This is a genomic window from Streptomyces sp. NPDC088252 (assembly GCF_044740965.1).
In the GTDB taxonomy this organism is placed as follows: domain Bacteria; phylum Actinomycetota; class Actinomycetes; order Streptomycetales; family Streptomycetaceae; genus Streptomyces.
The window spans coordinates 113519-140068 of record NZ_JBIURS010000022.1; the positions used below are offsets into that span (position 1 = coordinate 113519).

Consider the following 26550-nt stretch of genomic DNA (forward strand, 5'->3'; position numbering starts at 1 on the left):
CGCAGCGCAGCGGACCGCACCCCCGCCCGCTTGCGACGTCGGCCCCAGGGCCTCTCGTTCGGATCACGCCGGGCTCGCGGGGGCCGGTCCGAACGAAAGCCCCTAGTTGCCGTTCTGCTTCGGATCCGCGAGCCCGGCCCGCCGCAACGCGTCCGCCATCGCACTGTTCACCGGAGCCGGCGCCGGACGAGCGGAACCGCCGGCACCACCGCGCCGGTCTCGGCCCTGACCGCCCTGACCGCCCTGACCGCCCTGACCGCCCTGACCGCCCTGACCGCCCTGACCCTGGCGCTGCCGCGGCGGTCGGCCACCCTGGCCACCGCGCTCGCTCCGCTCCCGCCTCGGCCCGCCGCCCTGGCTCCCCGCCGACGCCTCGTCGTCCAGCCGCAGCGTCAACGAGATCCGCTTTCGCGGGATGTCGACGTCCATGACCTTGACCTTCACGATGTCGCCCGGCTTCACGACATCCCTCGGGTCCTTCACGAAGGTGCGGGACATCGCCGACACATGCACCAGGCCGTCCTGGTGCACACCGATGTCCACGAACGCGCCGAAGGCCGCGACATTGGTGACGACGCCCTCCAGCACCATCCCGGAGGCCAGGTCGCCGATCTTCTCGACGCCCTCCTTGAAGGTGGCCGTCTTGAACGCGGGTCGCGGGTCGCGCCCGGGCTTCTCCAGCTCCTTCAGGATGTCGGTGACCGTCGGCAGGCCGAACTTCTCGTCCACGAAGTCGTCGGCCCGCAGCGAGCGCAGCACACCCGTGTTGCCGATCAGCGAGGCGACGTCACCGCCCGTCCGCTTCACCATCGCCCGCACCACCGGGTACGCCTCGGGGTGCACACTCGACGCGTCCAGCGGGTCGTCGCCCCGGATGCGCAGGAAGCCCGCACACTGCTCGTACGCCTTCGGGCCCAGCCGCGCCACGTCCTTGAGCGCCCTGCGCGTACGGAACGGTCCGTTCGCGTCACGGTGCGCGACGATGTTCTCCGCGAGTCCCGAGCCGATCCCGGAGACCCGTGAAAGCAGCGGCGCCGACGCGGTGTTGACGTCGACGCCGACACCGTTCACACAGTCCTCGACGACCGCGTCCAGTGAGCGCGACAGCTTCACCTCGGACAGGTCGTGCTGGTACTGGCCGACGCCGATCGACTTCGGGTCGATCTTCACCAGTTCCGCGAGGGGGTCCTGGAGGCGGCGTGCGATCGACACGGCGCCTCGCAACGACACGTCCATGTCGGGGAGTTCCTGGGAGGCGAAGGCCGAAGCCGAGTACACCGAAGCGCCGGCCTCCGAAACCATCACCTTGGTGAGCTTCAACTCGGGGTACTTGTCGATGAGTTCACCGGCGAGCTTGTCGGTCTCGCGGGACGCCGTGCCGTTGCCGATCGCGATCAGGTCGACGTCGTGCGCCTTCGCCAACCGCTCCAACGTGGCCAGCGACTGGTCCCACTTGTTCGCCGGGACGTGCGGGTGGATGACGTCCGTCGCGACGACCTTGCCGGTCGCGTCGACCACGGCGACCTTCACACCCGTGCGGAAGCCCGGGTCGAGCCCCAGCGTGGCCCGCGTCCCGGCCGGCGCGGCGAGCAGCAGATCGCGCAGGTTCGACGCGAAGACCCGTACCGCCTCGTCCTCCGCCGCCGTACGCAGCCGCAGCCGCAGATCGATGCCGAGGTGCACCAGGATCCGGGTCCGCCAGGCCCAGCGCACGGTGTCGCCGAGCCACTTGTCGCCGGGACGGCCGCGGTCGCCGACCCCGAAGCGCCGGGCGACCATGTTCTCGTACGTCGAGGGGCCGGGCGTCTCGGAAGGCTCCTCCGGCTCCAGGACCAGGTCGAGCACCTCCTCCTTCTCGCCGCGCAACATGGCGAGCACCCGGTGCGAGGGGAGCGCGGTGAACGGTTCCGCGAAATCGAAGTAGTCGGCGAACTTCGCCCCCGCCTCCTCCTTGCCGTCGCGCACCTTGGCGGCCAGCCGCCCGCGCGACCACATGCGCTCACGCAGCTCGCCGATCAGATCGGCGTCCTCCGAGAAACGCTCCGCGAGGATGGCACGGGCCCCCTCCAGTGCGGCGGCACCGTCCGCGACGCCCTTGTCCGCGTCGACGAAGGCGGCAGCGGCGGCGAGCGGCTCCACCGAGGGGTCGCCGAGCAGGCCGTCGGCGAGCGGTTCGAGCCCGGCCTCCCGGGCGATCTGTGCCTTCGTGCGGCGCTTGGGCTTGAACGGCAGATAGATGTCCTCAAGGCGCGCCTTGGTCTCGGCGGCCCGGATCTGCGCCTCCAGCGCCTCGTCCAGCTTGCCCTGCTCGCGCACGGAGTCGAGGATCGCCGTACGACGGTCCTCCAGCTCCCGCAGGTAGCGCAGCCGCTCCTCAAGTGTGCGCAGCTGCGCATCGTCGAGCATCTCGGTCGCTTCCTTGCGGTAGCGGGCGATGAACGGCACGGTCGACCCGCCGTCGAGCAGCTCGACGGCCGCCTTCACCTGCCGCTCGCGTACGCCGAGCTCCTCGGCGATCCTGCCTTCGATGGACGTCGTCACGGTTCTACCGACTCGCCTTCTCGTACGGGCTGTGCTTACCGGGGCGGACCCCTTGGCCTGCATTGTGCCGGGTGGCCGGGCGCCGTGTCGCCCGACCACCCCAGTCGCCGCGGTTCGGAGTGCTCAGCCCTTGCCCATCAGATCGGCGGGGAACGCGCCGGCCGACGCCGCCGTGAACAGGAATCCGCGCCCCAGCTCGGTCAGCCGCGCCACGCCCTGTTCACCCAGATGCTCGTACGGGGCCAGATCCATCCGGTCCGTGACGTCCTCCAGCTCCGCCCGCAGGGCGACGCCCGCGTCCGTCAACTCGCCCTCAGCGTCGAGGATTCCGCGCCCACACAGCCGCTCGGTCGCCTCCTCCCAGTCGCTGCGGCGCCAGCCGCGGGTGGTGAGGATCCAGCGCGGGTTCATGCCCTTGCCGGTCGCGGTGTGGCTGACCAGGGCCTCCACCGGATCGAGACCGGCGGCGAGGAGAGCCGCGACATGACCGTCACCGCGGTGTTCGCGCAACAGCGTGCCCGCGTGCCAGTAGGCCAGGTGCGGCTGCTCGGGCACCGGAAGATCGGCGTGGGCGGCGTAGAGCGGCCGGGCGTGTCGGGTGCACGCCTCGGCGGCGCGCAGCGCCAGCCCGGCGGCCTCGGCCAGTTCGGGGGAGGCGATGATCTCCTCGCCGAGCAGCCGGCGCAGCGTCGTGTCGGCGGCACGCAGCCGGGCGTCCAGGGCCGCCTGCGGCGAGGCGACGGACCACACGGCGGGGAGGTGTCGGGCGACGAGGTCGTGGTTGAAGTTGTAGAAGGCCGCGGTGACCGTGCCGGGGCCGACCGCGCCCAGCGCCGCGCCGCGCGCGGCGAAGTAGGCGGCGTTCGGGTCGTCGATGCCGAGCTCCGCGAACTCCTTGCCGAGGTCGGGGGAGAAGTAGACCGTCGAGTGCAGTGGGTTGAGTGCGTTGTGACAGCGGCGTCCGGCGCGCGCCGGGAGAGTGGTCATGCGCGTACGTTACCGACTGGTCGGTACCGCGCCTGCGGCTACGGCACCCCGGAGGCCATGCGGCGCGCCTTCATCAAGACCCTCGGCACGGCACCCGCCGAATACCGCCGTCGGTTCCGCGCCCAGCCCGTCACCCGCTGACCGCACGACCCGCCACCCGCCACGACGACCGACCGAAAGGCAACGCCATGCAGATCGCCATCGTCCTCTTCGACCGTTTCACCTCGCTCGATGCCGTGGGCCCCTACGAAATGCTCGCCCGCGTCCCCGGCGCGCAGACCGTGTTCGTCGCCGAACGGAGCGGCCCCGTGCACAACGACAACGGCAGCCTCGCGCTCGTCGCCGAGAAGACCATCGCCGACGTGCCGGCGCCGGACGTGGTGGTCGTCCCCGGCGGCCCCGGCCAGAGCGACCAGATGGAGAACGAGACCCTGCTCGACTGGCTGCGCACCGCCGATGCCACCAGCACCTGGACCACCTCCGTCTGCACCGGTTCCCTGCTGCTCGCCGCCGCAGGACTGCTGACGGGCCGACGCGCCACCTCGCACTGGCTCGCGCTGGACTCCCTCAAGGACTTCGGCGCCGAGCCGACCGGTGAACGCGTCGTCGTGGACGGCAAGTACGTCACGGCGGCCGGTGTCTCCTCCGGCATCGACATGGGACTCACCCTGCTCGGCAGGATCGCCGGCGACGAGCACGCCATGTCCGTACAGCTGCTGAGCGAGTACGACCCGCAGCCGCCGTACGACGCGGGCTCACCCGCGAAGGCGCCGGCGGCACTGGTCGAGAAGTTCCGCGCCGACAGTCGCTTCATCCTCCAGTAGCCGCAGCAGCGTCACAGCCCTTTCGGCCAGGTGAAGCGCGGCGCGCGCCGTTCCAGGAAGGCGGCGACACCCTCCGCGGTGTCGCCGCTGCGCCGCTCCTGCTCCGCCCAGTACGCGTCCCGGTCCTCGCGGCCCGTGGCGAACTCCTTGGCCGCCGCCTGTGTCAGCCGCGAGCGCGCAGCCAGGGTCCGTGCGTATGCGTCGACCCGCTTGCCCAGCTCACCGGGCGGCAGCACCTCGTCCACCAGACCGGTCCGCAGCGCCCGTGCGGTGTCGATCAGCTCGCCGGAGAACAGCAGGTGTTTCGCCGTTGCCGGGCCGGTCAGCGCCACCAGCCGCCGGGTCGACGACGCGGCGTACACGATCCCGAGCCTGGCCGGGGTGACCCCGAACGAGGCACCTTCTTCGGCGAACCGCAGATCGCAGGCGGCGGCGAGCTGGCTGCCGCCGCCGACGCAGTAGCCGCGGATCGCCGCGAGCGTCGGCCGGGGGAACACGGCGAGGGCCTGTGGATCGACCGCCGGATCCCGGAGCGAGGAGATGTCCGCACCGGCGCAGAAGGTGTCCCCGGCGCCCGTCAGCACCAGCACCCGGACCGCGGCGTCGGCGGCCAGCCGCTCCAGCAGTCCGGGCAGCGCGCCCCACATCGCCGCCGTCATCGCATTGCGCTTGGCGGGGTTGCTGATGACGACAGTGGCGACACCGTCCGCGACGGCGTGCTCCAGTCGGGATTCCGTACGGTCCATGCGCCGGATGCTATCCGGACGGTTCGAACCTGTGATCAAGAAGGGGGCGCGGAACAGGCACGCACCGTGAGGAGCTTCCCGTGGCCGATCCCGCAGTCGACGGCAGGAAGCTGAGCCGGAGTTTCGGCCGACTGGCGCTGCTCGGCGGGCTCGGCCTGATCGTGATCGGGGTCGGCGGCCGCCGTATCGTCTCGATGGTCGAGGATCGACGGACGACCGGAGAACTACCGGGCGCGCCCACAGGAGAGGACCAGAATCGGTCCAAGGGCTGATGCCTTCGCGCAGGTTCGGCCAGAAACTGTCGATAGAAGTCGACTTCTGTTCAGTAGCACGGTCCTGGCCGACTACGCCCCGCACTCTGTACTCGACGTGCAGTCACCACCGAGTCGAGAGCGGGTACCGCACTATGGAGAGCCGCGGGAGTGTCCCCGCCCGGCCCGTGTCGTACGAGGGTGTCTGGCGGTTCACCGCCCCGGCCGTGGACGTCTCCGTACCGCAGGCCAGGCGGGCGGTGCGCGATCTGCTGAACCGCCAGGGCGTGCCGATGGACGACGACATCGCCGAAGGGCTGCTGCTCATCGTCTCCGAGCTGGTCACCAATGCGGTGAAGCACGCGGCGCTGCTCTCGCCGGAGCTGGCCGTCGAGGTGGCCGTGGGCGCGGAGTGGATCAGGGTGTCCGTCGAGGACAACCACCCCTACCGTCCTACGGCCCTGGAGACGGACCACGCACAGACCGGCGGACGCGGACTGCTACTGGTCCGGGAGATCACCCGGGAGGCCGGCGGCGCCTGCGATGCGGAACACACCGCAGGCGGCGGCAAGATCATCTGGGCGGCGTTGCCACTGAAGCCTCTGGCCTGACCGGGCCCGTGTGCCGCGGCAGTCGGCCCGTCACCAGCCGGCGGACGGTCCGGTCAGTTCCCTGATCGCGGGCCGGGCGGCATCCAGCACCGTCATGAACCAGGCGGAGAACGGTGCCTGCGCATGTCGTCGGGCCAGTTCGTCGGCCGTGACGAACGCGGTCTCGCCGATCTCCTCCGGGTCCGGGCGGAGCCGGTCCTGCGCCATTCCCACGAAGAGGTGATTGAACTCCTGCTCCACCAGGCCGGAGGCCGGATCGGGGTGGTTGTAGCGCACCGTGCCCGCCTCGGCCAGCAGGGAGGGCGAGATCCCCAGCTCCTCGTACGTGCGCCGGGCGGCGGCGGCGAAGGGCGCCTCACCCGGGTAGGGGTGGCCGCAGCAGGTGTTCGACCAGACGCCGGGGGAGTGGTACTTGCCGAGCGCCCGACGCTGCAGCAGCAGCCTGCCCTGCTCGTCGAAGAGGAACACCGAGAAGGCCCGGTGCAGTTGACCGGGCGGCTGATGGGCGGCGAGCTTCTCCGCGGTACCGATGGTGGTGCCGTTTTCGTCGACCAGTTCGAGCATGATCGCTTCTGCTGTGCCGTTCGACGAGCTGTTCGCCGCGGTGGCTGGTGTGGTCGGCATACCCATCCTTCGCTATGGTCCCGGCCCCGTGCGCCGGTCCCGTCGAGTCCGCTCAAGTCTGCCGTACAAAAGCCGCTTGTCCGTACTTCGGGTGCTGGCATGTCCGGCCCCGCCCCGCCACGGGGCGCGACGGGACCGGACGGCACGTCAGACGCCGAAAGCCGCCGGGTAGCGGATCGTGCCCTGCGGCACCGGCACGGAGTCGTCGAGCACCAGGGCCATCATCGCCTCGTCCGGGACGTCGAAGCCCGGCCGGATTCCGTACCGGGACGCCGGTACGAAGCCGAACCTCGGGTAATACTCGGGATGACCGAGCACCAGGACGAGGGACTCGCCCCGCAGCCGGGCCGCGTCGAGCGCCGCCCGCACCGCGGCCCGGCCGGCACCCTGCCGCTGACGGTCCGGGGCCGTCGCCACCGGGGCCAGCGCCAGAGCGGGCGCGTCCCCGACCCGGCACCGGGTCAGCAGCGCGTACGCGGCGATGTCGCCGTCCGGACCGTCCAGCGCAACGTGACCGAGGCCGGGCAGCCAGGCCGCCGGATCGGCGCGCAGTTCGTCGACGAGACGGGCCTCGTCCGGCGTCGGGAACGCGGCGGCGTTGACGGCGTGCACCGCGGCCCCGTCCGCCGCCGTCTCCGGCCGGGTCGTCCAGCGCGGGTCGGCGGGGCGCAGCGCGTAGCAGGCGTAGCCGTACTCCGTACCGTGCTCGCGCCGCATGGCCAGCTCCTCGCGGGTCGCCGCGAGCGCCCACTCCATGCCGGGAGCCGACGCGTCCGCGGCCTCGACGTGCTCGGCGAGCGGGATGTAGTACTCGTCCCAGTCGCTGTCGGGCTGCACCCGGACCCCGAGGACGTGATAGCCCGCCGTGACAGCCGCCGCGGTGTCGGCCGCCACGGGGCGCAGCGAGGCCTCCCGATCCCAGAAGGCGCGGGCCACGGCCGACGGCGTGTCCGTCGTCCAGACGCACCCGGAGACGACGAGGGAGCCGCCGGGGGCGAGCAGCCGCTTCCAGTCACGCAGCGCGGTGTCGAAACCGATGAGGTACGCGGACCCCTCGGCCCAGACGAGGTCGAACGACCCGTCCGGGAAGTCGGGCCCGGAGAGATCGGCCATGTCGGCCCGGACCGGACGGATGCGGTCGCCGAGCCCGCGGGCCCCGGCCGCCTCGCGCAGTTCGTCGAGGAACGGTTCGTGGAGATCGACGGCGGTCACCTCGGCACCCGCCTCGGCGGCGAGCAGCAGTGCGGCACGCCCGGGGCCGCAGCCCAGGTCCAGGACGCGCGGACGGTGCGGCAACGGGCCGACGAGCTCCAACAGCCGCCGGGTGGTGGCGTCGGAGCCGGGGCTCTGCCGGGGCAGGCGGTGATGCAGGGAGAAGAACGCCTCGGAACGGACGGCGTGATCGTTGTCGGTCAACGTGGGAAACCCTTGTGTGCGAGGGCTCCGGCCAACGTGTCGACCCGGTGCGAGTCGGGGTGCTAGCCGAGGGCCCGGAAGTTGAGGAAGGACCGGATGCTGCGCCGGGCGGGCGCCGTCGCGACGGTCATCAACCTCAGCTCCTCTTGTGCACGGGGAGGCCGATATGCCTCGCCGGACACCATACACCGCCCCCTGAACGGCGGTTCAGTGGCAGAGCTTGGCCTCGTGCTCGGCATGGCCGCTCGGCTCCAGCTGGAATGTGCAGTGCTCCACATCGAAGTGGACGCCGAGGCAGCCCTGCAGTTCGTGGAGGAGCTTCTCGTGGCCGATCGAGTCGAGCATGTCCTGGCGCACCACCACGTGGGCGGAGAGGACCGGCATTCCCGAGGTGATCGTCCAGGCGTGCAGGTCGTGGACGTCCAGCACTCCGGGCAGGGCGGTGATGTGGGCCCGTACCTCCGCCATGTCGACGCCCTTGGGCGCCGCCTCCAGCAGCACGTTGAGCGTCTCCCTGAGCAGCTTCACCGTACGGGGGACGATCATCAGGCCGATCACGAGCGAGGCGATCGGGTCGGCGGCCTGCCATCCGGTGGCCAGGATGACTCCTGCCGAGATCAGCACGGCGAACGAGCCGAGCGTGTCCGCGAGCACCTCCAGATAGGCGCCGCGCACATTGAGACTGTCCTTCTGCCCGCGGATCAGCAGCGACAGCGAGACCATGTTGGCGACCAGGCCGACCAGGGCGAAGACGATCGTCAGCCCGCCCCTGGTCTCGGCCGGGGTGATGAAGCGCTGGATCGCCTCGAAGAGCAGAAAGCCGCCCACGCCGAGCAGCAGCAGACAGTTCGCCAGGGCGGCGAGGATCTCGGCGCGGGCGAAACCGAAGGTGCGGTTGAGCCCGGCCGGCCGGTTGGCGAAGTGGATCGCCAGCAGCGCCATGCCCAGGCCCAGGGCGTCGGTCGCCATGTGGGCCGCGTCGGCGATCAGCGCGAGGGAGCCGGAGAGCAGTCCGCCGACGATCTCCATGACCATCACGGTGAGCGTGATGGTCAGCGCGATCCGCAGCCGGCCCTTGTACGCGGCGGCCGCTGTGCCGGTGGGCGGTGGCCCGCCGTGTGTGTGGCCGTGGTCGTGCCCTGCCCCCATGGGGACGCCTCCCGGTCGTCTCGCGGACTCGGACGCGATCGGCCCGAGCACTGCCAGTGAACTACGGGTGGGGGGTATCGGGCAACACGGTACTGAACACCGTTGTCATATGCCCTGACCTGCGGAAATGGCTGCAGGTCAGGGCTGTGGGGCGATCTTTGACGGCTCAGACTCCGCGGGCCTCGGGGTGGCGCAGGCACCAGCCCTCCCAGGCGGATTCGACCATCTCGCGTACCCCCTGCCGGGGTGTCCAGCCCAACTCCTCGGACGCCCGGACCGCGGACGCGACGGCCTTCGCCGCGTCACCGGGACGGCGTGGGTGGACCTCCGGCTTCCGGTCCAGGCCACTGACCTCGCCCACCACGTCGGCCAGCTCGCGCACCGAGACGCCCTCGCCGCGGCCGATGTTCACGGTCAGGTCGCCGGTGCCCGGTCCGGCCAGCCTCCGGGCGAGGGCGAGATGCGCGTCGGCGAGATCCGCGACGTGGATGTAGTCGCGGACGCAGGTGCCGTCGGGGGTCAGGTAGTCGTCGCCGAAGATCCGGGGGGCCTCGCCCCGGGTCAGCCGGTCGAAGAACATCGGAATCACGTTGAAGACACCCGTGTCCGACAGTTCCGGCGTCGCCGCTCCGGCCACGTTGAAGTAGCGCAGGCAGCCGGTGGACAGCGCGTGTGCCCTTCCGGTCGCCCGGACCAGCCACTCCCCGGCGAGCTTGGTCTCACCGTACGGATTGATCGGAACGCACGGGGTGTCCTCGGTGACGAGTTCCACATCCGGCACCCCGTACACCGCGGCCGAGGACGAGAACAGGAGGCGCCGCACGCCGGCGGCGACGACGGCCTCCAGGAGGACGGTCAGCCCCGCCACGTTCTCCCGGTAGTAGAGCAGCGGCTTCTCGACGGACTCGCCGACCTGCTTCTTCGCTGCGAGATGCACCACACCCGTTATGTCGTGCCGCGCCAGCACACGGTCGAGCAGCGCACGGTCGGAGACCGATCCCCGGACCAGCGGCACATCGGCCGGGAGCCGCTCGGCGATACCGGTCGAAAGGTCGTCGAGGACGACCACCCGCTCTCCTGAGCCCGTCATGGACCGCACCACGTGTGCGCCGATGTACCCAGCTCCGCCTGTGATCAGCCATGTCATGCGGGTCAGCCTAGAGCCTCGCTCCCGGAGCGGGTCCGGCCCGATCCGGGACGGGGACCGCGCTCCGTGGCACCGCGTTTTGTCAGGCGAGGCGGGGATCGACGATGATGATCGCGGGCGGCGCCGCATGATGCCGGTCCACCCCGAACGGAGCATAAACGGGCAGTGAACTCCCGCTTCCGTTCATCCGATAGCCTCTGCCGACGTGCCGCCGGCCCGCTTGTGGGCCGCACTGTCGCGCGCCGACCCCGTCAGCACCAAGGAGTGAGTTCGTCTGTCGACCGCCATCCTCACCGGTGCACCGGTACCCGGGTCGTCGCTCGCGGACGATCTGCGGTCACTGGGCTTCGACGTACAGACCGCCGCCGATGCGTCCGAGGCCGCACGGCTGCTCTCGGCCGTCCCCGCCGACCGCCGCGTCGCACTGGTCGACCCCCGCTTCGTCGGCCATGTCCATGCTCTCCGGCTCGGACTCACCGACCCACGCTTCCCCGCCGCCACCGTGCCCGGTGCGCTCACCGCGCAGCCCGAGGCGCGCCCCGCGCTCGTGCGGGCCCTGAGCACCACCGCCGCGGCCGTCGGCGCCGGCGTCCCCACGAGCTCGGGCACGACCGCCGTGACGGTCACCGACCGCACCGTGCCGGGCCGCCTCGCCGTCACCATGGACGCCGAGGGCACCGCCGTGCAGCGTCCCGAGCTCGGCTCACTGGTCGCCACCGTGCCGGCCGACGAGTCCGCGCGCACGACCGCGCGGAACGCCGTCGCCGCGGTCGACGACGAGGCGGTACGGCTGCGCAGCGCCGTGAAGGCCCACGACGGCTTCTTCACCACGTTCTTCATCAGCCCGTACTCCCGTTACATCGCCCGCTGGTGCGCCCGCCGCGGCCTGACGCCGAACCAGGTCACCACCGCGTCCCTGCTCACCGCGCTGATCGCGGCGGGCAGCGCGGCGACCGGTACACGCGGCGGCTACATCGCCGCCGGAGTGCTGCTGCTCCTCTCCTTCGTCCTGGACTGCACCGACGGGCAGCTCGCCCGCTACTCGCTGCAGTACTCGACGATGGGCGCCTGGCTGGACGCCACCTTCGACCGGGCCAAGGAGTACGCGTACTACGCCGGCCTCGCACTCGGCGCCGCCCGTGGCGGGGACGACGTATGGGCGCTGGCCCTCGGCGCGATGGTGCTCCAGGCCTGCCGCCATGTCATCGACTTCTCGTTCAACGAGGCCAACCACGACGCGGTGGCCAATTCGAGCCCCACGGCGGCCCTCTCCGACCGGCTCGACAGCGTCGGCTGGACGGTCTGGGCGCGCCGGATGATAGTCCTGCCGATCGGCGAGCGCTGGGCGATGATCGCGGTGCTCACCGCGGTGACCACCCCCCGGATCGTCTTCTACGCCCTGCTCATCGGCTGCGCCTTCGCAGCCTGCTACACCACGGCCGGCCGCCTGCTGCGCTCGCTGACCCGCAAGGCCCGGCGCACCGACCGCGCCGCCCGCGCACTGGCGGACCTCGCCGACTCCGGACCGCTCGCACAGCTCGTCGCTGCGATCGGGTCCCGGACGAAGGGGCCCTGGACCGCTCCCGTCATGGCCCTGCTCGGCGGACTGCTCATGGTCGCGTCGGCCCTCTCGCAGCCCTTCGGCAGCTGGCACACCATCCTCGCGGCGGTCGTCTACGCGATCTTCTCCGGGCTGGCCGTCTCCCGCCCCCTCAAGGGCGCCCTCGACTGGCTCGTACCGCCCATATTCAGGGCGGCGGAGTACTGCACCGTCCTCGTTCTCGCCGCCCGCAGCGATGTCGCGGGAGCCCTTCCCGCGGCATTCGGGCTGGTATCGGCCGTCGCCTACCATCACTACGACACCGTGTACCGCATTCGTGGCGGTACCGGCGCGCCGCCCCAGTGGCTGGTCCGCACGATCGGTGGGCACGAGGGCCGCACCCTGATGGTGGCCGTACTCGCCGCCGTACTCACCCGGCATTCAGCTTTCACCGTGGCACTCAACGCTCTCGCAGTGGCTGTGGCACTGGTGGTGCTCGTGGAGTCCATCCGCTTCTGGGTGTCGTCCGGAGCACCCGCCGTTCACGACGAAGGAGAACCCGCATGATCGGCCTCGTACTGGCAGCCGGTGCAGGACGGCGTCTGCGCCCCTACACCGACACGCTCCCGAAGGCGCTCGTGCCCGTGGGTCCTGAACAGGACGGCGCTGCTAAGACGGTCCTGGACCTGACGCTGGCCAACTTCGCGGAGATCGGCCTCACCGAGGTCGCCGTCGTCGTCGGCTACCGCAAGGAAGCCGTGTACGACCGCAAGGCCGAACTGGAGGCCAAGTACGGCGTCACCCTCACCCTGATCGACAACGACAAGGCCGAGGAGTGGAACAACGCCTACTCCCTGTGGTGCGCCCGTGACGTCCTGACGCGTGGCGTCATCCTGGCCAACGGCGACACCGTGCACCCGGTCTCCGTCGAGAAGACCCTGCTCGCCGCCCGCGGCGACGGCCGGCGGATCATCCTCGCCCTCGACACGGTGAAGCACCTCGCCGACGAAGAGATGAAGGTCGTCACCGAGGGTGACAAGGGTGTACGACGCATCACCAAGCTGATGGACCCGGCCACCGCGACCGGTGAGTACATCGGCGTCACCCTCATCGAGCCGGAGGCCGCCGCGGAGCTCGCCGACGCCCTCAAGGCCACGTTCGAGCGCGACCCCGACCTCTACTACGAGGACGGCTACCAGGAACTGGTGAACCGAGGCTTCACGGTCGACGTGGCCCCCATCGGCGACGTGACGTGGGTCGAGATCGACAACCACGACGACCTCGCGAAGGGCCGTGAGATCGCGTGCCAGTACTGACCCGGCTCATTCCGTCCCCGGTCGTCGTCGACATCCGTCGTGGCGCCCTGGACGATCTGGCCGGTCTCCTCGCCGACCAGCGGATCTCCTCCTCCGGCAAACTGGCGGTCGCGATCAGCGACGGTTCGGGACGTGCCCTGCGCGAGCGACTGGCCCCCGCGCTGCCCGGCGCCCACTGGTACCCGGTCACCGACGGCACCCTCGACTCGGCCGTCAAGCTCGCCGACGACATCAAGGGCAACCGCTACGACGCCGTGGTCGGCCTCGGCGGCGGCAAGATCGTCGACGTGGCGAAGTACGCAGCCGCGCGTGTCGGCCTGCCCATGGTCGCGGTGGCGACGAACCTCGCCCACGACGGTCTCTGCTCGCCGGTCGCCACTTTGGACAACGACAACGGCCGGGGCTCCTACGGGGTACCCACCCCCATCGCCGTCGTCATCGACCTCGACATCGTCCGCGAGGCACCGGCCCGCTTCGTGCGGTCCGGCATCGGTGACGCGGTCTCCAACATCTCCTGCGTGGCCGACTGGGAACTCGCCCACGAGGTCAGGGGGGAGGAGATCGACGGACTGGCCGCGGCCATGGCCAGGCAGGCCGGCGAGGCCGTGCTCCGCCACCCCGGCGGGATCGGCGACGACGCCTTCCTCAAGGTGCTGGCCGAGGGCCTGGTACTGACCGGCATCTCCATGTCGGTCGCCGGTGACTCCCGGCCGGCCTCGGGCGCCTGCCACGAGATCAACCACGCCTTCGACCTGCTGTACCCGAGGCGTGCGGCGAGCCACGGCGAACAGGTCGGTCTCGGCGCCTGCTTCGCCATGCACCTGCGTGGTGCGCGCGAGGACGCACTGCTCATGGCGGTCGCCCTGCGGCGCCACGGCCTGCCCGTCCGGCCCGAAGAGATCGGTTTCACCGCCGACGAGTTCGTCAGGGCCGTCGACTACGCCCCGCAGACCCGCCCGGGACGCTTCACGATCCTGGAACACCTCAACCTGTCCACCGACCAGATCAGGGACGCGTACGCCGACTATGCAAAAGCCATCGATAGCTGAACTCCGTCCGGTCGTGCACCCTCCGGGTGTCAAGGACCGGCGCAGCGGTGAGCACTGGGCGGGTCGGCTCTACATGCGCGAGATCTCACTGCGCGTGGACCGTCACCTGGTGAACACCGGGGTCACGCCGAACCAGCTGACCTATGTGATGACCGTCGCGGGTGTGCTGTCCGCGCCGGCCCTGCTCGTTCCGGGCATCCCCGGTGCGCTGCTCGGGGTTCTCATGGTCCAGCTCTATCTCCTGCTCGACTGTGTCGACGGCGAGGTGGCCCGCTGGAAGAAGCAGTTCTCGCTGGGCGGGGTCTATCTGGACCGCGTCGGCGCGTATCTGTGCGACGCGGCCGTACTGGTCGGCTTCGGTCTGCGCGCCGCCGATCTGTGGGGCTCCGGACGGATCGACTGGCTCTGGGCGTTCCTCGGCACTCTCGCGGCCCTCGGTGCCATCCTGATCAAGGCCGAGACCGACCTGGTCGGGGTGGCCCGCCACCAGGGCGGGCTGCCGCCGGTCAAGGAGGCCGCCTCCGAGCCGCGCTCGTCCGGCATGGCACTCGCCCGCCGGGCCGCCGGCGCACTCAAGTTCCACCGGCTGATCCTCGGCGTCGAGGCGTCGTTGGTGATCCTGGTGGCGGCCGTTCTCGACGCGGTGAGGGACGATCTGTTCTTCAGCCGTCTCATGGTCGCGGTCCTGGCCGGCATCGCGTTGCTGCAGACCCTCCTGCACCTGGTGTCGATCCTGGCGTCGAGCAGGCTGAAATGAGCACACCCATGAAGCTCGGCGCGGTCATCATCACGATGGGCAACCGCCCCGCGGAGCTGCGCGCCCTCCTCGATTCGGTCGCCGGGCAGGAAGGCGACCGGATCGAGGTGGTCGTCGTCGGAAACGGCGCCCCCGTGCCGGACGTCCCGGCGGGGGTGCGCACCGTCGAGCTGCCCGAGAACCTGGGCATCCCCGGCGGCCGCAACGTCGGGATCGAGGCCTTCGGCCCGTCGGGTGCCGACGTGGACGCCCTGCTCTTCCTCGACGACGACGGGCTGCTCCCGCTCACCGACACCGCCGAGCTGTGCCGACGGGCGTTCGACGCCGACCCCGAGCTGGGCATCATCAGCTTCCGGATCGCCGATCCCGACACCGGTGTCACCCAGCGCCGACACGTGCCGCGGCTGCGCGCCGCCGACCCGATGCGTTCCTCGCGGGTGACGACCTTCCTCGGCGGCGCCAACGCCGTGCGCACCAAGGTCATCGCCGAGGTCGGTCCGCTGCCCGGCCAGTTCTTCTACGCGCACGAGGAGACCGATCTGGCCTGGCGGGCGCTGGACGCCGGCTGGATGATCGACTACCGCGCGGACATGGTCCTCAACCACCCGACGACCGCCCCGTCCCGGCACGCGGTGTACCACCGCATGGTGGCCCGCAACCGGGTCTGGCTGGCACGGCGCAATCTGCCCGCGCCGCTGGTCCCCGTGTACCTCGGCGTGTGGCTGCTGCTGACGCTCCTGCGCAAGCCTTCCGGTCCGGCCCTGAAGGCCTGGTTCGGCGGCTTCCGCGAAGGCTGGTCCACGCCGTGCGGAACCCGCCGTCCGATGAGGTGGCGCACGGTGTGGCGGCTGACCAGACTCGGCCGACCTCCCGTGATCTGAGAGGCTCTCCTCTGAGAGCATGAGACGTACTTCTTCTCCACGGGACCTGTCCGCTCCGAGCCGCGCCCGCGACTGGCCGCGCATCTTGAATACGAGAGTTTCATCTGGTGAGTGACACAACCCATGATGGTGCGGTCGCCCTGAGCACCCCACCATCCGCCGACGACGGCCTGAGCTCGGCCGAGATGGCCGCCAAGTACGGCCTGACGGTGAGCGGCGCCCGGCCCGGGCTCTTCGAGTACATCCGGCAGCTCTGGGGCCGCCGCCACTTCATCATGGCGTTCTCCAGGGCGAAGCTGACCGCCCAGTACAGCCAGGCCAAGCTGGGCCAGCTGTGGCAGGTGGCCACGCCCCTGCTCAACGCCCTGGTCTACTACCTGATCTTCGGGCTGATCCTCGGCACCAGGAAGGGAATGACCCAGGACGTCTTCATTCCGTTCCTGGTGACCGGTGTCTTCGTCTTCACCTTCACCCAGAGCTCGGTGATGGCGGGGGTGCGGGCCATCTCCGGCAACCTGGGACTGGTCCGGGCCCTGCACTTCCCGCGGGCCTCGCTGCCCGTCTCGTTCTCGCTGCAGCAGCTGCAGCAACTGCTGTTCTCGATGATCGTGCTCGCGGTCGTGGCCGTCGCCTTCGGCAGCTACCCCGGTCTCTCGTGGCTGCTGATCGTCCCGGCGCTGGCCATGCAGTTCCTCTTCAACACCGGACTGGCGCTGATCATGGCCAGGCTCGGCAGCAAGACCCCCGACCTCGCCCAGCTGATGCCGTTCGTGATGCGGACCTGGATGTATGCGTCGGGCGTCATGTTCTCCATCCCGGTGATGCTCAAGGACAAGCCGGACTGGATCGCCGATGTGCTGCAGTACAACCCGGCGGCCATCTACATGGACCTGATCCGTTTCGCGCTGATCGACGGCTACGGCGCGGGCAACCTGCCGGCGCACGTCTGGATCGTGGCGCTCGCCTGGGCGGTCCTCGTCGGGGTCGTGGGCTTCGTGTACTTCTGGAAGGCAGAGGAACGGTACGGCCGTGGCTGACGACAACACTTCGGGGCGCGTCCCCACCGTCATCGCCGACGATGTGCACATCGTGTACCGGGTCAACGGCGGTGGCGGAGGCAAGGGCAGCGCCACCGCGGCGCTGAGCCGGATACTGCGCCGCGGCAAGGGCGAGTCGCGCGGAGTGCGGAAGGTGCACGCCGTCCGCGGTGTCTCCTTCACTGCCTACCGCGGCGAGGCCATCGGTCTCATCGGGACCAACGGCTCCGGCAAGTCGACCCTGCTGCGGGCCATCGCCGGTCTGCTTCCGACCGAGCACGGCAAGGTGTACACGGACGGCCAGCCGTCGCTGCTCGGGGTGAACGCGGCGCTGATGAGCGATCTGACCGGTGAGCGCAACGTCGTGCTCGGCGGCCTCGCGATGGGCATGTCGCGCGAGGAGATCCGGGAGCGTTACCAGGGCATCGTCGATTTCTCCGGCATCAACGAGAAGGGCGACTTCATCACCCTGCCGATGCGGACGTACTCCTCCGGCATGGCCGCGCGGCTGCGGTTCTCCATCGCCGCCGCGAAGAACCACGACGTCCTCATGATCGACGAGGCGCTGGCGACCGGTGACCGCAAGTTCCAGATCCGCTCCGAGAAGCGCATCAGGGAGCTCCGGAAGGAAGCGGGCACCGTCTTCCTGGTCAGCCACAGCAACAAGTCCATCAGGGACACCTGCGACCGGGTGCTGTGGCTGGAAAAGGGCGAGCTGCTGATGGACGGTCCGACCGACGAGGTCCTCAAGGCGTACGAGCGCGAGACCGGCAAATAGACGCTCTGCCGGTTCCCCGGCACCGACGCGGCCTCCGCCGGGCTCCCCGGCGGAGGCCGCGCCGGTGTCCGGATCGTGGACGTCCCGGGGCGTCCACCACCCCCGGCGGTACGCCCCGGACAAGATCTCCTCCCGACGGATGACGTCAATTTCCTTGCGCACGGGGAAGGTTGGCGGGGCAGGGCGCGTTGTTCCGCTGCGCGTAACACCCCGACGTATCGATGAGCGTTGTACAACGTAAGCTGTACCGGTGCTGATTCGTTGCAAGTGGGGCGATACCGCCTGGCCACACGGCCCGCAGGCGTGCTCCGCACTCGGCAGAGCGGGCGGCGTGTCCGGAATGGGATGTTTTGGGTCAGCAGTGTAGAACGGGAGATGTGACGGCAATGACGGAAGATCTCCAGCTCCGAGGTGCTCACGCCGTCCCAGCGCCGGGCGGTCGGCGGTGACCCGTACCCGGCAGGCACGCACCGATGCTGCCGTGCCCACCACCCTCGACAAGGCCGCGGACGAGAATTTCCCCGTCGCCCCGTTCTTCCTGCCGCGCGCCTGGCGCGACGACCTGATGGCCGTCTACGGCTACGCCCGCCTCGTCGACGACATCGGCGACGGTGATCTCGCCCCCGGCGGCGCGGACGCCCGCCACCTCGGCCTCGACCCCGCGCAGGCCGACGACCGGCTCGCCATGCTCGACGCCTTCGAGGCCGATCTGCACCGGGTCTTCGACACCGCCGGCGGCGGCCCGCACCACCCCCTGCTGCGCGCACTGCGCCCCACCGTGCGGCGCTGCGGGCTCACCCCCGAGCCCTTCCTGGGCCTCATCGAGGCCAACCGGCAGGATCAGAAGGTCCGTCGCTACGGGACCTACGAGGAACTCGTCGCCTACTGCGAGCTCTCCGCCAACCCCGTGGGCCGGCTGGTCCTGCAGATCACCGGAACCGCCAGCCCCGAACGTGTCCGTCGCTCCGATGCCGTCTGCACGGCCCTGCAGATCGTCGAGCACCTCCAGGACGTCGCCGAGGACCTCGGCCGCGACCGGATCTATCTTCCCGCGGACGACATGGCGCGATTCCACGTCCGTGAAACCGATCTGGCCGCCCCTTCGGGGGGCGCGTCGGTGCGTTCGCTGGTTGCGTACGAAGCGGAACGCGCTCGGGAACTGCTGAATGAAGGCACCCCCCTGGTGGGTAGCGTCCACGGCAGGCTCAAGGTGCTTCTCGCCGGATTCGTGGGCGGGGGACGTGCCGCCCTCACCGCGATCGCGGCCGCCGGGTTCGACGTACTGCCCGGACCGCCCAAGCCCACCAAGCCCAGCCTGCTGCGCGAGGCGGGAGTTGTCTTGCGAAGAGCGCGGAGAGAGGGGTGAGCCGGACCGTGGAGGGACAGACGACCTACATGTCGGCACCGGTACAGGCCGCATACAGGTACTGCGAGGCGGTCACCGGACAGCAGGCGCGTAACTTCGCGTACGGGATCAGGTTGTTGCCGGCCGAGAAGCGACAGGCCATGTCGGCGCTGTACGCCTTCTCCCGTCGTGTCGACGACATCGGTGACGGCGCACTGGAGCCGGAGGCCAAGCGGATTCGCCTGGAGAGCACCCGCGCGGTCCTGGACCGGATCCGTGGCGGCGCGATCGACGAGGACGACACCGATCCGGTGGCCGTCGCGCTCGCCGATGCCGCGCGCCGATTCCCGATCCCGCTCGGCGGGCTCGACGAACTCATCGACGGCGTGCTGATGGATGTCCGCGGTGCGACGTACGAGACCTGGGACGACCTCAAGGTCTACTGCCGTTGCGTCGCGGGTGCGATCGGCCGCCTCAGCCTGGGCGTCTTCGGCACGGAACCAGGCGCTCCGGGTGTCGACCGGGCCGCGGAGTACGCCGACACGCTGGGCCTCGCGCTCCAGCTGACCAACATCCTGCGTGACGTGCGCGAGGACGCGGGCAACGGACGTACCTACCTGCCCGCCGACGACCTGGCCAAGTTCGGCTGCTCGGGCGGCTTCCACGGGGCCACCCCGCCGTCCGGCGCCGACTTCGCGGGCCTGGTGCACTTCGAGGTCCGGCGTGCCCGTGCGCTGTTCGCCGAGGGGTATCGGCTGCTGCCGATGCTGGACCGGCGCAGCGGCGCCTGTGTCGCGGCCATGGCAGGGATCTACCGGCGGCTGCTCGACCGGATCGAGCGCGATCCCGAGGCGGTGCTGCGCGGCCGGGTCTCGCTGCCGGGCCACGAGAAGGCGTACGTCGCGGTGCGCGGACTCTCGGGTCTCGACGCGCGCTACATCTCCCGCCGGACGGCCGGGAGGCGTGTCTGATGCGCCGTACGGACATCTCGCGCACCATGTGCATCACGGAAACACGTTGCGATCAGTGGTCAACCCTCTGGTGTACTGACGCGTCCCTGACTGAAGTGACCCGGCGAAAGGAGGACGCATGACGGACGCCGGTCCGCGTTCCTCCCGCGCGGTGGTGATCGGCGGCGGGCTCGCCGGCATCACCGCGGCCCTGCGTCTCGCCGACGCCGGGCTTGACGTGACCCTGCTCGAAGGGCGGCCCAGGCTCGGCGGACTCGCCTTCTCCTTCCGGCGCGGCGAACTGACGGTCGACAACGGACAGCATGTCTACCTGCGTTGCTGCACCGCGTACCGCTGGTTCCTCGACCGTGTCGACGGGACCCGCCTGGCACCCCTGCAAGACCGTTTGGACGTGCCCGTCCTCGATGTCGGGCGCCCCTCGGGCCCCCGGCTGGGACGGCTGCGCCGCAACGCGTTGCCGGTGCCGTTCCACCTCGCCGCGGGCCTCGCCGGCTATCCGCACCTCTCGCTCGCCGAGCGGGCGGGCGTCGGACGCGCCGCATTGGCGCTGGGGCGCCTGGACCCGGACGATCCGGCGCTCGACGCCGTCGACTTCGGCAGCTGGCTCGCCCGGCACGGCCAGTCGCCGCGCACCATCGAGGCCCTCTGGGACCTGGTCGGCGTCGCCACGCTCAACGCCACCGCGCCGAACTCCTCGCTGGCCCTCGCCGCGAAGGTCTTCAAGACCGGACTCCTCTCCGAGCCCGGCGCCGCCGACATCGGCTGGGCGAGCGTGCCGCTCGGCGAGGTGCACGACACGCTGGCCCGCAAGGCCCTCGATTCCGCCGGAGTGCGCACCGAACTCCGTACGAAGGCCTCCTCCCTCACCCGTTCGGAGGATGGCTGCTGGATCGTCGACACCGGCGGCGAACGGATCGAGGCGGACACCGTCGTCCTCGCCGTTCCCCAGCGCGAGACCCGTGAACTGCTGCCCGAGGGCGCGCTCGACGAGCCGGATCGGCTGCTCGACATCGGCACGTCGCCGATCCTCAACGTGCACGTCGTCTATGACCGCAAAGTGCTGCGTCGCCCGTTCTTCGCCGCGCTCGGCTCCCCGGTCCAGTGGGTCTTCGACCGTACGGACGCCTCGGGGCTCACCGGACCCGGACAGTACCTCGCGGTGTCCCAGTCCGCCGCCGACGAGGAGATCGACCTGCCCGTCGCCGAGCTGCGGGAGCGTTATCTGCCGGAGCTGGAGCGGCTCCTTCCGGCCGCCCGCACCGCCGGGATCAGGGACTTCTTCGTCACCCGGGAGCGCACGGCGACCTTCGCCCCCGCCCCCGGCGTCGGCCGGCTGCGGCCCGGAGCCCGCACCCGGGTCCCCGGCCTCAGCCTGGCCGGAGCTTGGACGGCCACCGGCTGGCCCGCGACGATGGAGGGCGCCGTCCGCAGCGGGTTCAGCGCGGCGGACGTCGCGCTCCGGGCACTCGGCCGCTCCCATGAACATCCGCTGCAGGAGGCGGCATGAGCAGTACCACCGGAACAAGAGGAGAGTCAGTGACCCCGGCGAATCCGGCTTACGACCCCGTGGCCGACACCACGGACGTCACCGCGCTTCTGGAGCGCGGACGGGCCCTTTCCGCGCCGGTGCTCCGGGCCGCCGTCGACCGGCTCGCACCGCCCATGGACACCGTCGCCGCCTACCACTTCGGCTGGATCGACGCCCAGGGACGGCCCGCCGACGGCGACGGCGGCAAGGCCGTCCGCCCGGCGCTCGCCCTGCTGTCCGCGGAGGCGGCCGGGGCCGCGGCGGAGGCCGGCGTCCCCGGCGCCGTGGCCGTCGAACTCGTGCACAACTTCTCGCTGCTGCACGACGACCTGATGGACGGCGACGAACAGCGCCGCCATCGCGACACCGTCTGGAAGGTGCACGGCCCCGCCCAGGCGATCCTGGTCGGCGACGCGCTCTTCGCGCTCGCCAACGAGATCCTGCTGGAGCTCGGCACCGTCGAGGCGGGCCGGGCGGCCCGTCGGCTGACCGTCGCCACCCGCAAGCTCATCGACGGGCAGGCCCAGGACATCTCCTACGAGCACCGGGAGCGGGTCACCGTCGAGGAGTGCCTGGAGATGGAGGGCAACAAGACCGGCGCCCTGCTGGCCTGCGCCTGCTCCATCGGTGCGGTACTCGGCGGCGCCGACGACCGTACCGCCGACACCCTGGAGGCGTACGGCTACCACCTCGGCCTCGCCTTCCAGGCCGTCGATGATCTGCTCGGCATCTGGGGCGACCCCGAGTCCACCGGCAAGCAGACCTGGAGCGATCTGCGTCAGCGCAAGAAGTCCCTGCCGGTCGTCGCCGCGCTCGCCGCGGGCGGTCCGGCTTCGGAGCGCCTCGGTGAACTGCTCGCCGCCGACGCGAAGAGCAGCGATTTCGACAGCTTCTCCGAAGAGGAGTTCGCCGCCCGCGCGGCGCTCATCGAGGAGGCGGGCGGCCGCGAATGGACCGCCCAGGAGGCCCGTCGACAGCATGCGGTCGCCATCGAGGCACTGCACCGGGTCGACATGCCGCACACCGTGCGGGCGCAGCTCACGGCGCTCGCGGACTTCGTCGTCGTACGAAAGAGATGATCACCATCTGCTCCATATGACTCGCAGTCGCCGGCCGGTGCCCGTCCCGGGCACCGGCCGACGGAGACCCCAGCACAGCAGAGGACCAAACTGCAAGAAGGGGAAGCCATGACAGCGACGACCGACGGAAGCCACGGGGCTGTGAACCCCCGCGCAGCCTCGGCCACCAATCCGACCGACACAACCATCGTCGCGGACGACGTACTCGCCGCCGCGCGGCGGGCCGCGGAACGCTCGGTGGAGCACCTCCTCGGCAGACAGGACGAGCAGGGCTGGTGGAAGGGCGACCTCGCCACCAACGTCACCATGGACGCCGAAGACCTGCTGCTCCGTCAATTCCTCGGCATCCAGGACCAGGCCGTCGTCCAGGCCGCCGGCCGCTTCATCCGCGGCGAACAGCTCGGTGACGGCACCTGGGCCACCTTCCACGGCGGCCCCGGCGAGCTCTCCACCACCATCGAGGCGTATGTGGCACTGCGTCTGGCCGGAGACGGGCCGGACGAACCGCACATGGCCCGCGCCTCCCGATGGATCAGGGAACAGGGCGGCATCGCGGAGAGCCGCGTGTTCACCCGGATCTGGCTCGCCCTCTTCGGCTGGTGGAAGTGGGACGACCTGCCGGAACTCCCGCCCGAGCTGATGTTCTTCCCCAAGTGGGCCCCGCTCAACATCTATGACTTCGGCTGCTGGGCACGCCAGACCATCGTGCCGCTCACCATCGTCTCGGCCAAGCGGCCGGTCCGTCCGGCTCCCTTCGCGCTCGATGAACTCCACGCCGACCCGAGCCTGCCGAACCCGCCCAGGCGTGTTGCTCCGGCGGCGAGTTGGGACGGAGTGTTCCAGCGCCTCGACAAGGCACTGCACGCCTATCACAAGGTCGCACCGCGCAAGCTGCGCCGGGCCGCCATGAACGCCGCGGCCCGCTGGATCATCGAGCGCCAGGAGAACGACGGCTGCTGGGGCGGCATCCAGCCGCCTGCCGTGTACTCCGTCATCGCCCTGCATCTGCTCGGCTACGACCTGGACCACCCGGTGATGCGGGCCGGACTCGAATCGCTCGACCGGTTCGCCGTCTGGCGCGAGGACGGCGCCCGGATGATCGAGGCCTGCCAGTCCCCGGTCTGGGACACCTGCCTCGCGACCATCGCGCTCGCCGACGCCGGGGTCGGCGCCGACCACCCGGCCCTCGTCAGGGCCGCGGACTGGATGCTCGGCGAGGAGGTCGTCCGTCCCGGCGACTGGTCCGTGCGCCGCCCCCGGCTCAACCCCGGCGGCTGGGCGTTCGAGTTCCACAACGACAACTACCCGGACATCGACGACACCGCGGAGGTGGTCCTCGCGCTGCGCCGGGTCCGCCACCCCGACCAGGCACGTGTCGAAGCCGCCATCCGGCGCGGGGTGCGCTGGAACCTCGGCATGCAGTCCCGCAACGGCGCCTGGGGCGCGTTCGACGCGGACAACACCAGTGCCTTCCCCAACCGGCTGCCCTTCTGCGACTTCGGTGAGGTCATCGATCCGCCGTCCGCCGATGTCACCGGGCACGTGGTGGAGATGCTCGCCGTCGAAGGCCGGTCCGGACACCCCGCCACCCGGCGCGGCGTCGAGTGGCTGCTCGCCGAACAGGACGTGGAGGGCGGCTGGTTCGGCCGCTGGGGCGTCAACTACGTCTACGGCACGGGGTCGGTGGTGCCCGCACTGGTGGCCGCCGGACTGCCCGTCACCCATCCGGCGATCCGCCGGGCGGTCGGCTGGCTGGAGTCCGTGCAGAACGACGACGGCGGCTGGGGCGAGGACCTGCGTTCGTACCAGGAGGACAAGTGGATCGGGCGCGGCGCCTCGACCGCCTCCCAGACCGCGTGGGCCCTGCTCGCGCTGCTCGCCGCGGGCCGACGGGACAGCTCGGCCGTGCGGCGGGGGGTGTCCTGGCTCACCGAGACCCAGCACGCCGACGGTTCCTGGGACGAGCCGCACTTCACCGGCACCGGCTTCCCGTGGGACTTCTCCATCAACTACCACCTCTACCGGCAGGTCTTCCCGCTCACCGCACTGGGGCGGTACGTGAACGGCGAACCGTTCGCCGACCGCGCGGCCACCCGCAAGGGGGCCTGATGGGCGATGCTCCGGGGCCGGCCAGCCCCGCAGCGCCGCTGCTGATCGCCTGCGCGCTCGGCATCGAGCAATTCGCGCTGCGCAGCGGCAGGGGCGGGGCCGGTGACGCCCCGGGCCCGGTGACCGTGCTCCGTACCGGCATGGGGCCCAGGGCGGCCGAGGCCGCGGTGTCACGGGCGCTCGGTGCGGACCGGGCGCCCGGGACCGCGGTCCTCGCCTCCGGGTTCTGCGCCGGGCTGTCACCCGGAATGCACCCCGGGGACCTGGTGGTCGCCGATGAGACCCGGGGAGCCGGGGACTCGACGGTATGCACCGGCGCGGGCCTGCTCGCCGAGGCCCTTGCCAGGACGGTGCCCGGCCGCACCGTCCACACCGGTCCGCTGACCGGTTCCGCCCATGTCGTACGTGGACATGAGCGGGCCGACCTGCGGGCCACCGGAGCGATCGCGGTGGACATGGAGTCCGCCGCCACCCTGCGCGCAGCCCTGCGGTCCGGGCCTCGCCCGGTTGCGGCCGTACGGGTGGTCGTGGACGCTCCGGAGTACGAGCTCGTCCGCATCGGGACGATACGCGGTGGAATATCGGCTTTCCGTGTTCTCCGTGCCGTCCTGCCGGCTTTCTATGAATGGCACCGATCTTTGCTGCTCCCCAGGAGGTGAGCCAGATGGCCATGCCGCTGCGTCAGTCCATCAAGGTTGCGACGTATCTCGCCGAACAGAAGCTCCGTAAAAGGGACAAGTTCCCGCTCATCGTGGAACTGGAGCCGTTGTTCGCCTGCAATCTCGCGTGCGAAGGCTGTGGAAAGATCCAGCATCCGGCGGGAGTGCTCAAGCAGCGCATGCCGGTTGCCCAGGCTGTGGGCGCCGTGCTCGAATCGGGTGCTCCGATGGTCTCCATCGCGGGTGGTGAGCCGCTGATGCATCCGCAGATCGATGAAATCGTGCGGCAGCTGGTCGCGCGGAAGAAGTACGTCTTCCTCTGCACCAACGCGATGCTGCTGCGGAAGAAGATCGAGAAATTCACGCCCTCGCCGTACTTCGCGTTCGCCGTGCACATCGACGGGCTGCGGGAGAGGCACGATGAATCGGTCGCGAAGGAGGGCGTGTTCGACGAGGCGGTCGCGGCGATCAAGGAGGCCAAGCGGCGCGGCTTCCGGGTCACCACGAACTCCACCTTCTTCAACACCGACACCCCGCAGACCGTCATCGAGGTCCTCAACTACCTCAATGACGATCTGAAGGTCGACGAGATGATGATCTCGCCCGCCTACGCGTACGAGAAGGCACCCGACCAGGAGCACTTCCTCGGCGTCGAACAGACCCGCGAACTGTTCAAGAAGTCGTTCGCGGGCGGCAACCGGGGCCGGTGGCGGCTGAACCACTCGCCGCTCTTCCTGGACTTCCTGGAGGGCAAGGCGGACTTCCCGTGCACCGCGTGGGCGATTCCGAACTACTCGCTCTTCGGCTGGCAGCGGCCCTGCTACCTGATGGCCGACGGGTACGTCCCCACGTACCGCGAACTCATCGAGGAGACCGACTGGGACAAGTACGGCCGCGGCAAGGACCCGCGCTGTGCCAACTGCATGGCGCACTGCGGTTACGAGCCCACCGCCGTCCTCGCCACCATGGGGTCGCTGAAGGAGTCCCTGCGCGCCGCGCGCGAGACCGTCTCCGGGAACCGGTGACCTCGTGACCGCTGGAGAGCCGGTCGCTCTGGGTCTCCCCGAGCTGCCGGCCCGGCCGATCGCGAAGCGCCGCCACTCGCGGCGCATCCAGGTCGGGTCGGTGGCGGTGGGCGGGGATGCGCCGGTGTCGGTGCAGTCGATGACCACGACGCGTACGTCGGACGTGGGTGCGACGTTGCA

Annotated in this window: 25 protein-coding genes and 1 pseudogene; 19 read left to right on the plus strand and 7 right to left on the minus strand. The window is 70.6% G+C overall.

The genetic code is table 11. The features are described from left to right. Positions 1-102 precede the first annotated feature (102 nt). Together ACIOHC_RS33670 and ACIOHC_RS33675 are read right to left on the minus strand one after the other, a co-directional pair. Entirely contained in the window at positions 103-2541 is a 2439-nt protein-coding gene (locus tag ACIOHC_RS33670; RefSeq protein WP_401845272.1) for a Tex family protein, read from the minus strand. Positions 2542-2664: 123 nt separating this feature from the next. After that, positions 2665-3528, minus strand: a complete 864-nt coding sequence (locus tag ACIOHC_RS33675) for an SCO6745 family protein (protein WP_365689776.1) — start codon at positions 3526-3528, stop codon at positions 2665-2667. 27 nt (positions 3529-3555) lie between these two features. Here ACIOHC_RS33675 and ACIOHC_RS33680 point away from each other — a divergent pair. Both ACIOHC_RS33680 and ACIOHC_RS33685 read left to right on the plus strand, forming a co-directional pair. Then, positions 3556-3669 (plus strand): annotated as a pseudogene (locus ACIOHC_RS33680) (GlxA family transcriptional regulator); the annotation flags it as partial. 47 nt (positions 3670-3716) lie between these two features. Next, positions 3717-4352, plus strand: coding sequence for a DJ-1/PfpI family protein (locus ACIOHC_RS33685; RefSeq protein ID WP_351084562.1), 636 nt, complete (start codon positions 3717-3719; stop codon positions 4350-4352). A gap of 11 nt (positions 4353-4363) precedes the next feature. Here ACIOHC_RS33685 and ACIOHC_RS33690 read toward each other — a convergent pair whose 3' ends face one another. Then, positions 4364-5098, minus strand: coding sequence for an enoyl-CoA hydratase/isomerase family protein (locus tag ACIOHC_RS33690; RefSeq protein WP_401845276.1), 735 nt, complete (start codon positions 5096-5098; stop codon positions 4364-4366). 80 nt (positions 5099-5178) lie between these two features. Between ACIOHC_RS33690 and ACIOHC_RS33695 the strand changes: the two genes are divergently transcribed. Both ACIOHC_RS33695 and ACIOHC_RS33700 read left to right on the plus strand, forming a co-directional pair. Continuing rightward, positions 5179-5370, plus strand: coding sequence for a hypothetical protein (locus ACIOHC_RS33695; protein WP_351084566.1), 192 nt, complete (start codon positions 5179-5181; stop codon positions 5368-5370). A 134-nt stretch (positions 5371-5504) separates the two neighbouring features. Beyond that, positions 5505-5960 (plus strand): ATP-binding protein, encoded by a 456-nt coding sequence (locus tag ACIOHC_RS33700; protein WP_351084568.1) that lies wholly within the window; start codon positions 5505-5507, stop codon positions 5958-5960. Positions 5961-5990: 30 nt separating this feature from the next. Here the strand turns inward: ACIOHC_RS33700 and idi are convergent, their stop codons facing one another. From idi to galE, 4 genes are all read right to left on the minus strand, one after another. Then, on the minus strand, positions 5991-6584 hold the full coding sequence (gene idi / locus ACIOHC_RS33705) for an isopentenyl-diphosphate Delta-isomerase (protein WP_351084569.1): 594 nt from the start codon (positions 6582-6584) through the stop codon (positions 5991-5993). A gap of 147 nt (positions 6585-6731) precedes the next feature. Next, positions 6732-8000 carry a bifunctional class I SAM-dependent methyltransferase/N-acetyltransferase gene (locus ACIOHC_RS33710; protein ID WP_401845281.1) on the minus strand — a complete coding sequence of 423 codons (1269 nt, stop codon included), beginning with the start codon at positions 7998-8000 and terminating at the stop codon, positions 6732-6734. Between the two features lie 207 nt (positions 8001-8207). After that, positions 8208-9149 (minus strand): cation diffusion facilitator family transporter, encoded by a 942-nt coding sequence (locus ACIOHC_RS33715; protein WP_351084573.1) that lies wholly within the window; start codon positions 9147-9149, stop codon positions 8208-8210. Between the two features lie 166 nt (positions 9150-9315). After that, positions 9316-10296, minus strand: a complete 981-nt coding sequence (gene galE / locus ACIOHC_RS33720; RefSeq protein ID WP_401845283.1) for a UDP-glucose 4-epimerase GalE — start codon at positions 10294-10296, stop codon at positions 9316-9318. Positions 10297-10720: 424 nt separating this feature from the next. Between galE and ACIOHC_RS33725 the strand changes: the two genes are divergently transcribed. The 15 genes from ACIOHC_RS33725 to ACIOHC_RS33795 all read left to right on the plus strand — a co-directional run. After that, positions 10721-12403 (plus strand): DUF5941 domain-containing protein, encoded by a 1683-nt coding sequence (locus ACIOHC_RS33725; RefSeq protein ID WP_401845295.1) that lies wholly within the window; start codon positions 10721-10723, stop codon positions 12401-12403. Beyond that, complete coding sequence (locus ACIOHC_RS33730; RefSeq protein ID WP_351084577.1) at positions 12400-13152, plus strand: phosphocholine cytidylyltransferase family protein; 753 nt, start codon at positions 12400-12402, stop codon at positions 13150-13152. Before ACIOHC_RS33725 ends, ACIOHC_RS33730 begins: the two co-directional genes overlap by 4 nt. After that, complete coding sequence (locus tag ACIOHC_RS33735; protein WP_351084579.1) at positions 13140-14201, plus strand: iron-containing alcohol dehydrogenase family protein; 1062 nt, start codon at positions 13140-13142, stop codon at positions 14199-14201. Before ACIOHC_RS33730 ends, ACIOHC_RS33735 begins: the two co-directional genes overlap by 13 nt. After that, a complete protein-coding gene (locus tag ACIOHC_RS33740; protein WP_351084581.1) occupies positions 14179-14958 on the plus strand; it encodes a CDP-alcohol phosphatidyltransferase family protein in 780 nt (259 codons plus the stop codon). The genes ACIOHC_RS33735 and ACIOHC_RS33740 overlap by 23 nt, the downstream gene beginning before the upstream one ends. An 8-nt stretch (positions 14959-14966) precedes the next feature. Next, positions 14967-15839 (plus strand): glycosyltransferase, encoded by an 873-nt coding sequence (locus ACIOHC_RS33745; protein ID WP_351084599.1) that lies wholly within the window; start codon positions 14967-14969, stop codon positions 15837-15839. A gap of 107 nt (positions 15840-15946) precedes the next feature. Further along, positions 15947-16876 carry an ABC transporter permease gene (locus ACIOHC_RS33750; RefSeq protein ID WP_351084584.1) on the plus strand — a complete coding sequence of 310 codons (930 nt, stop codon included), beginning with the start codon at positions 15947-15949 and terminating at the stop codon, positions 16874-16876. Further along, positions 16869-17654: an ABC transporter ATP-binding protein gene (locus ACIOHC_RS33755; RefSeq protein WP_351084586.1), complete on the plus strand. Its 786-nt coding sequence runs from the start codon at positions 16869-16871 to the stop codon at positions 17652-17654. Before ACIOHC_RS33750 ends, ACIOHC_RS33755 begins: the two co-directional genes overlap by 8 nt. 445 nt (positions 17655-18099) lie before the next feature. Beyond that, a complete protein-coding gene (gene hpnC / locus ACIOHC_RS33760) occupies positions 18100-19020 on the plus strand; it encodes a squalene synthase HpnC (protein WP_351084588.1) in 921 nt (306 codons plus the stop codon). Further along, positions 19017-19970 (plus strand): presqualene diphosphate synthase HpnD, encoded by a 954-nt coding sequence (gene hpnD / locus ACIOHC_RS33765; protein ID WP_351084590.1) that lies wholly within the window; start codon positions 19017-19019, stop codon positions 19968-19970. Before hpnC ends, hpnD begins: the two co-directional genes overlap by 4 nt. A 118-nt stretch (positions 19971-20088) precedes the next feature. Then, the gene (gene hpnE, locus ACIOHC_RS33770) at positions 20089-21477 is read left to right on the plus strand and encodes a hydroxysqualene dehydroxylase HpnE (protein ID WP_365689770.1); all 1389 of its coding nucleotides are present in this window, start codon (positions 20089-20091) and stop codon (positions 21475-21477) included. After that, entirely contained in the window at positions 21474-22577 is a 1104-nt protein-coding gene (locus tag ACIOHC_RS33775) for a polyprenyl synthetase family protein (RefSeq protein ID WP_351084593.1), read from the plus strand. The genes hpnE and ACIOHC_RS33775 overlap by 4 nt, the downstream gene beginning before the upstream one ends. Before the next feature lie 108 nt (positions 22578-22685). After that, entirely contained in the window at positions 22686-24686 is a 2001-nt protein-coding gene (gene shc, locus ACIOHC_RS33780; RefSeq protein WP_351084595.1) for a squalene--hopene cyclase, read from the plus strand. After that, a complete protein-coding gene (locus ACIOHC_RS33785; protein WP_365694783.1) occupies positions 24686-25345 on the plus strand; it encodes a 1-hydroxy-2-methyl-2-butenyl 4-diphosphate reductase in 660 nt (219 codons plus the stop codon). The genes shc and ACIOHC_RS33785 overlap by 1 nt, the downstream gene beginning before the upstream one ends. Positions 25346-25350: 5 nt before the next feature. Continuing rightward, positions 25351-26370, plus strand: a complete 1020-nt coding sequence (gene hpnH, locus ACIOHC_RS33790) for an adenosyl-hopene transferase HpnH (RefSeq protein ID WP_351087364.1) — start codon at positions 25351-25353, stop codon at positions 26368-26370. 4 nt (positions 26371-26374) lie between these two features. Next, positions 26375-26550 (plus strand): flavodoxin-dependent (E)-4-hydroxy-3-methylbut-2-enyl-diphosphate synthase (locus ACIOHC_RS33795; protein WP_351087366.1); only part of this gene is annotated, 176 nt, incomplete at its 3' end.

What these genes read in the sequence shown, in the direction of transcription:
- ACIOHC_RS33745 (WP_351084599.1), top strand. Translation starts at nt 14,967, where the DNA reads ATGAAGCTCGGCGCGGTCATCATCACGATGGGCAACCGCCCCGCGGAG.
- idi (WP_351084569.1), bottom strand. Translation starts at nt 6,584, where the DNA reads ATGCCGACCACACCAGCCACCGCGGCGAACAGCTCGTCGAACGGCACA.
- ACIOHC_RS33730 (WP_351084577.1), top strand. Translation starts at nt 12,400, where the DNA reads ATGATCGGCCTCGTACTGGCAGCCGGTGCAGGACGGCGTCTGCGCCCC.
- ACIOHC_RS33685 (WP_351084562.1), top strand. Translation starts at nt 3,717, where the DNA reads ATGCAGATCGCCATCGTCCTCTTCGACCGTTTCACCTCGCTCGATGCC.
- ACIOHC_RS33715 (WP_351084573.1), bottom strand. Translation starts at nt 9,149, where the DNA reads ATGGGGGCAGGGCACGACCACGGCCACACACACGGCGGGCCACCGCCC.
- ACIOHC_RS33675 (WP_365689776.1), bottom strand. Translation starts at nt 3,528, where the DNA reads ATGACCACTCTCCCGGCGCGCGCCGGACGCCGCTGTCACAACGCACTC.
- ACIOHC_RS33740 (WP_351084581.1), top strand. Translation starts at nt 14,179, where the DNA reads ATGCAAAAGCCATCGATAGCTGAACTCCGTCCGGTCGTGCACCCTCCG.
- ACIOHC_RS33700 (WP_351084568.1), top strand. Translation starts at nt 5,505, where the DNA reads ATGGAGAGCCGCGGGAGTGTCCCCGCCCGGCCCGTGTCGTACGAGGGT.
- ACIOHC_RS33690 (WP_401845276.1), bottom strand. Translation starts at nt 5,098, where the DNA reads ATGGACCGTACGGAATCCCGACTGGAGCACGCCGTCGCGGACGGTGTC.
- hpnE (WP_365689770.1), top strand. Translation starts at nt 20,089, where the DNA reads ATGACGGACGCCGGTCCGCGTTCCTCCCGCGCGGTGGTGATCGGCGGC.
- ACIOHC_RS33775 (WP_351084593.1), top strand. Translation starts at nt 21,474, where the DNA reads ATGAGCAGTACCACCGGAACAAGAGGAGAGTCAGTGACCCCGGCGAAT.
- shc (WP_351084595.1), top strand. Translation starts at nt 22,686, where the DNA reads ATGACAGCGACGACCGACGGAAGCCACGGGGCTGTGAACCCCCGCGCA.
- galE (WP_401845283.1), bottom strand. Translation starts at nt 10,296, where the DNA reads ATGACATGGCTGATCACAGGCGGAGCTGGGTACATCGGCGCACACGTG.
- hpnH (WP_351087364.1), top strand. Translation starts at nt 25,351, where the DNA reads ATGGCCATGCCGCTGCGTCAGTCCATCAAGGTTGCGACGTATCTCGCC.
- ACIOHC_RS33785 (WP_365694783.1), top strand. Translation starts at nt 24,686, where the DNA reads ATGGGCGATGCTCCGGGGCCGGCCAGCCCCGCAGCGCCGCTGCTGATC.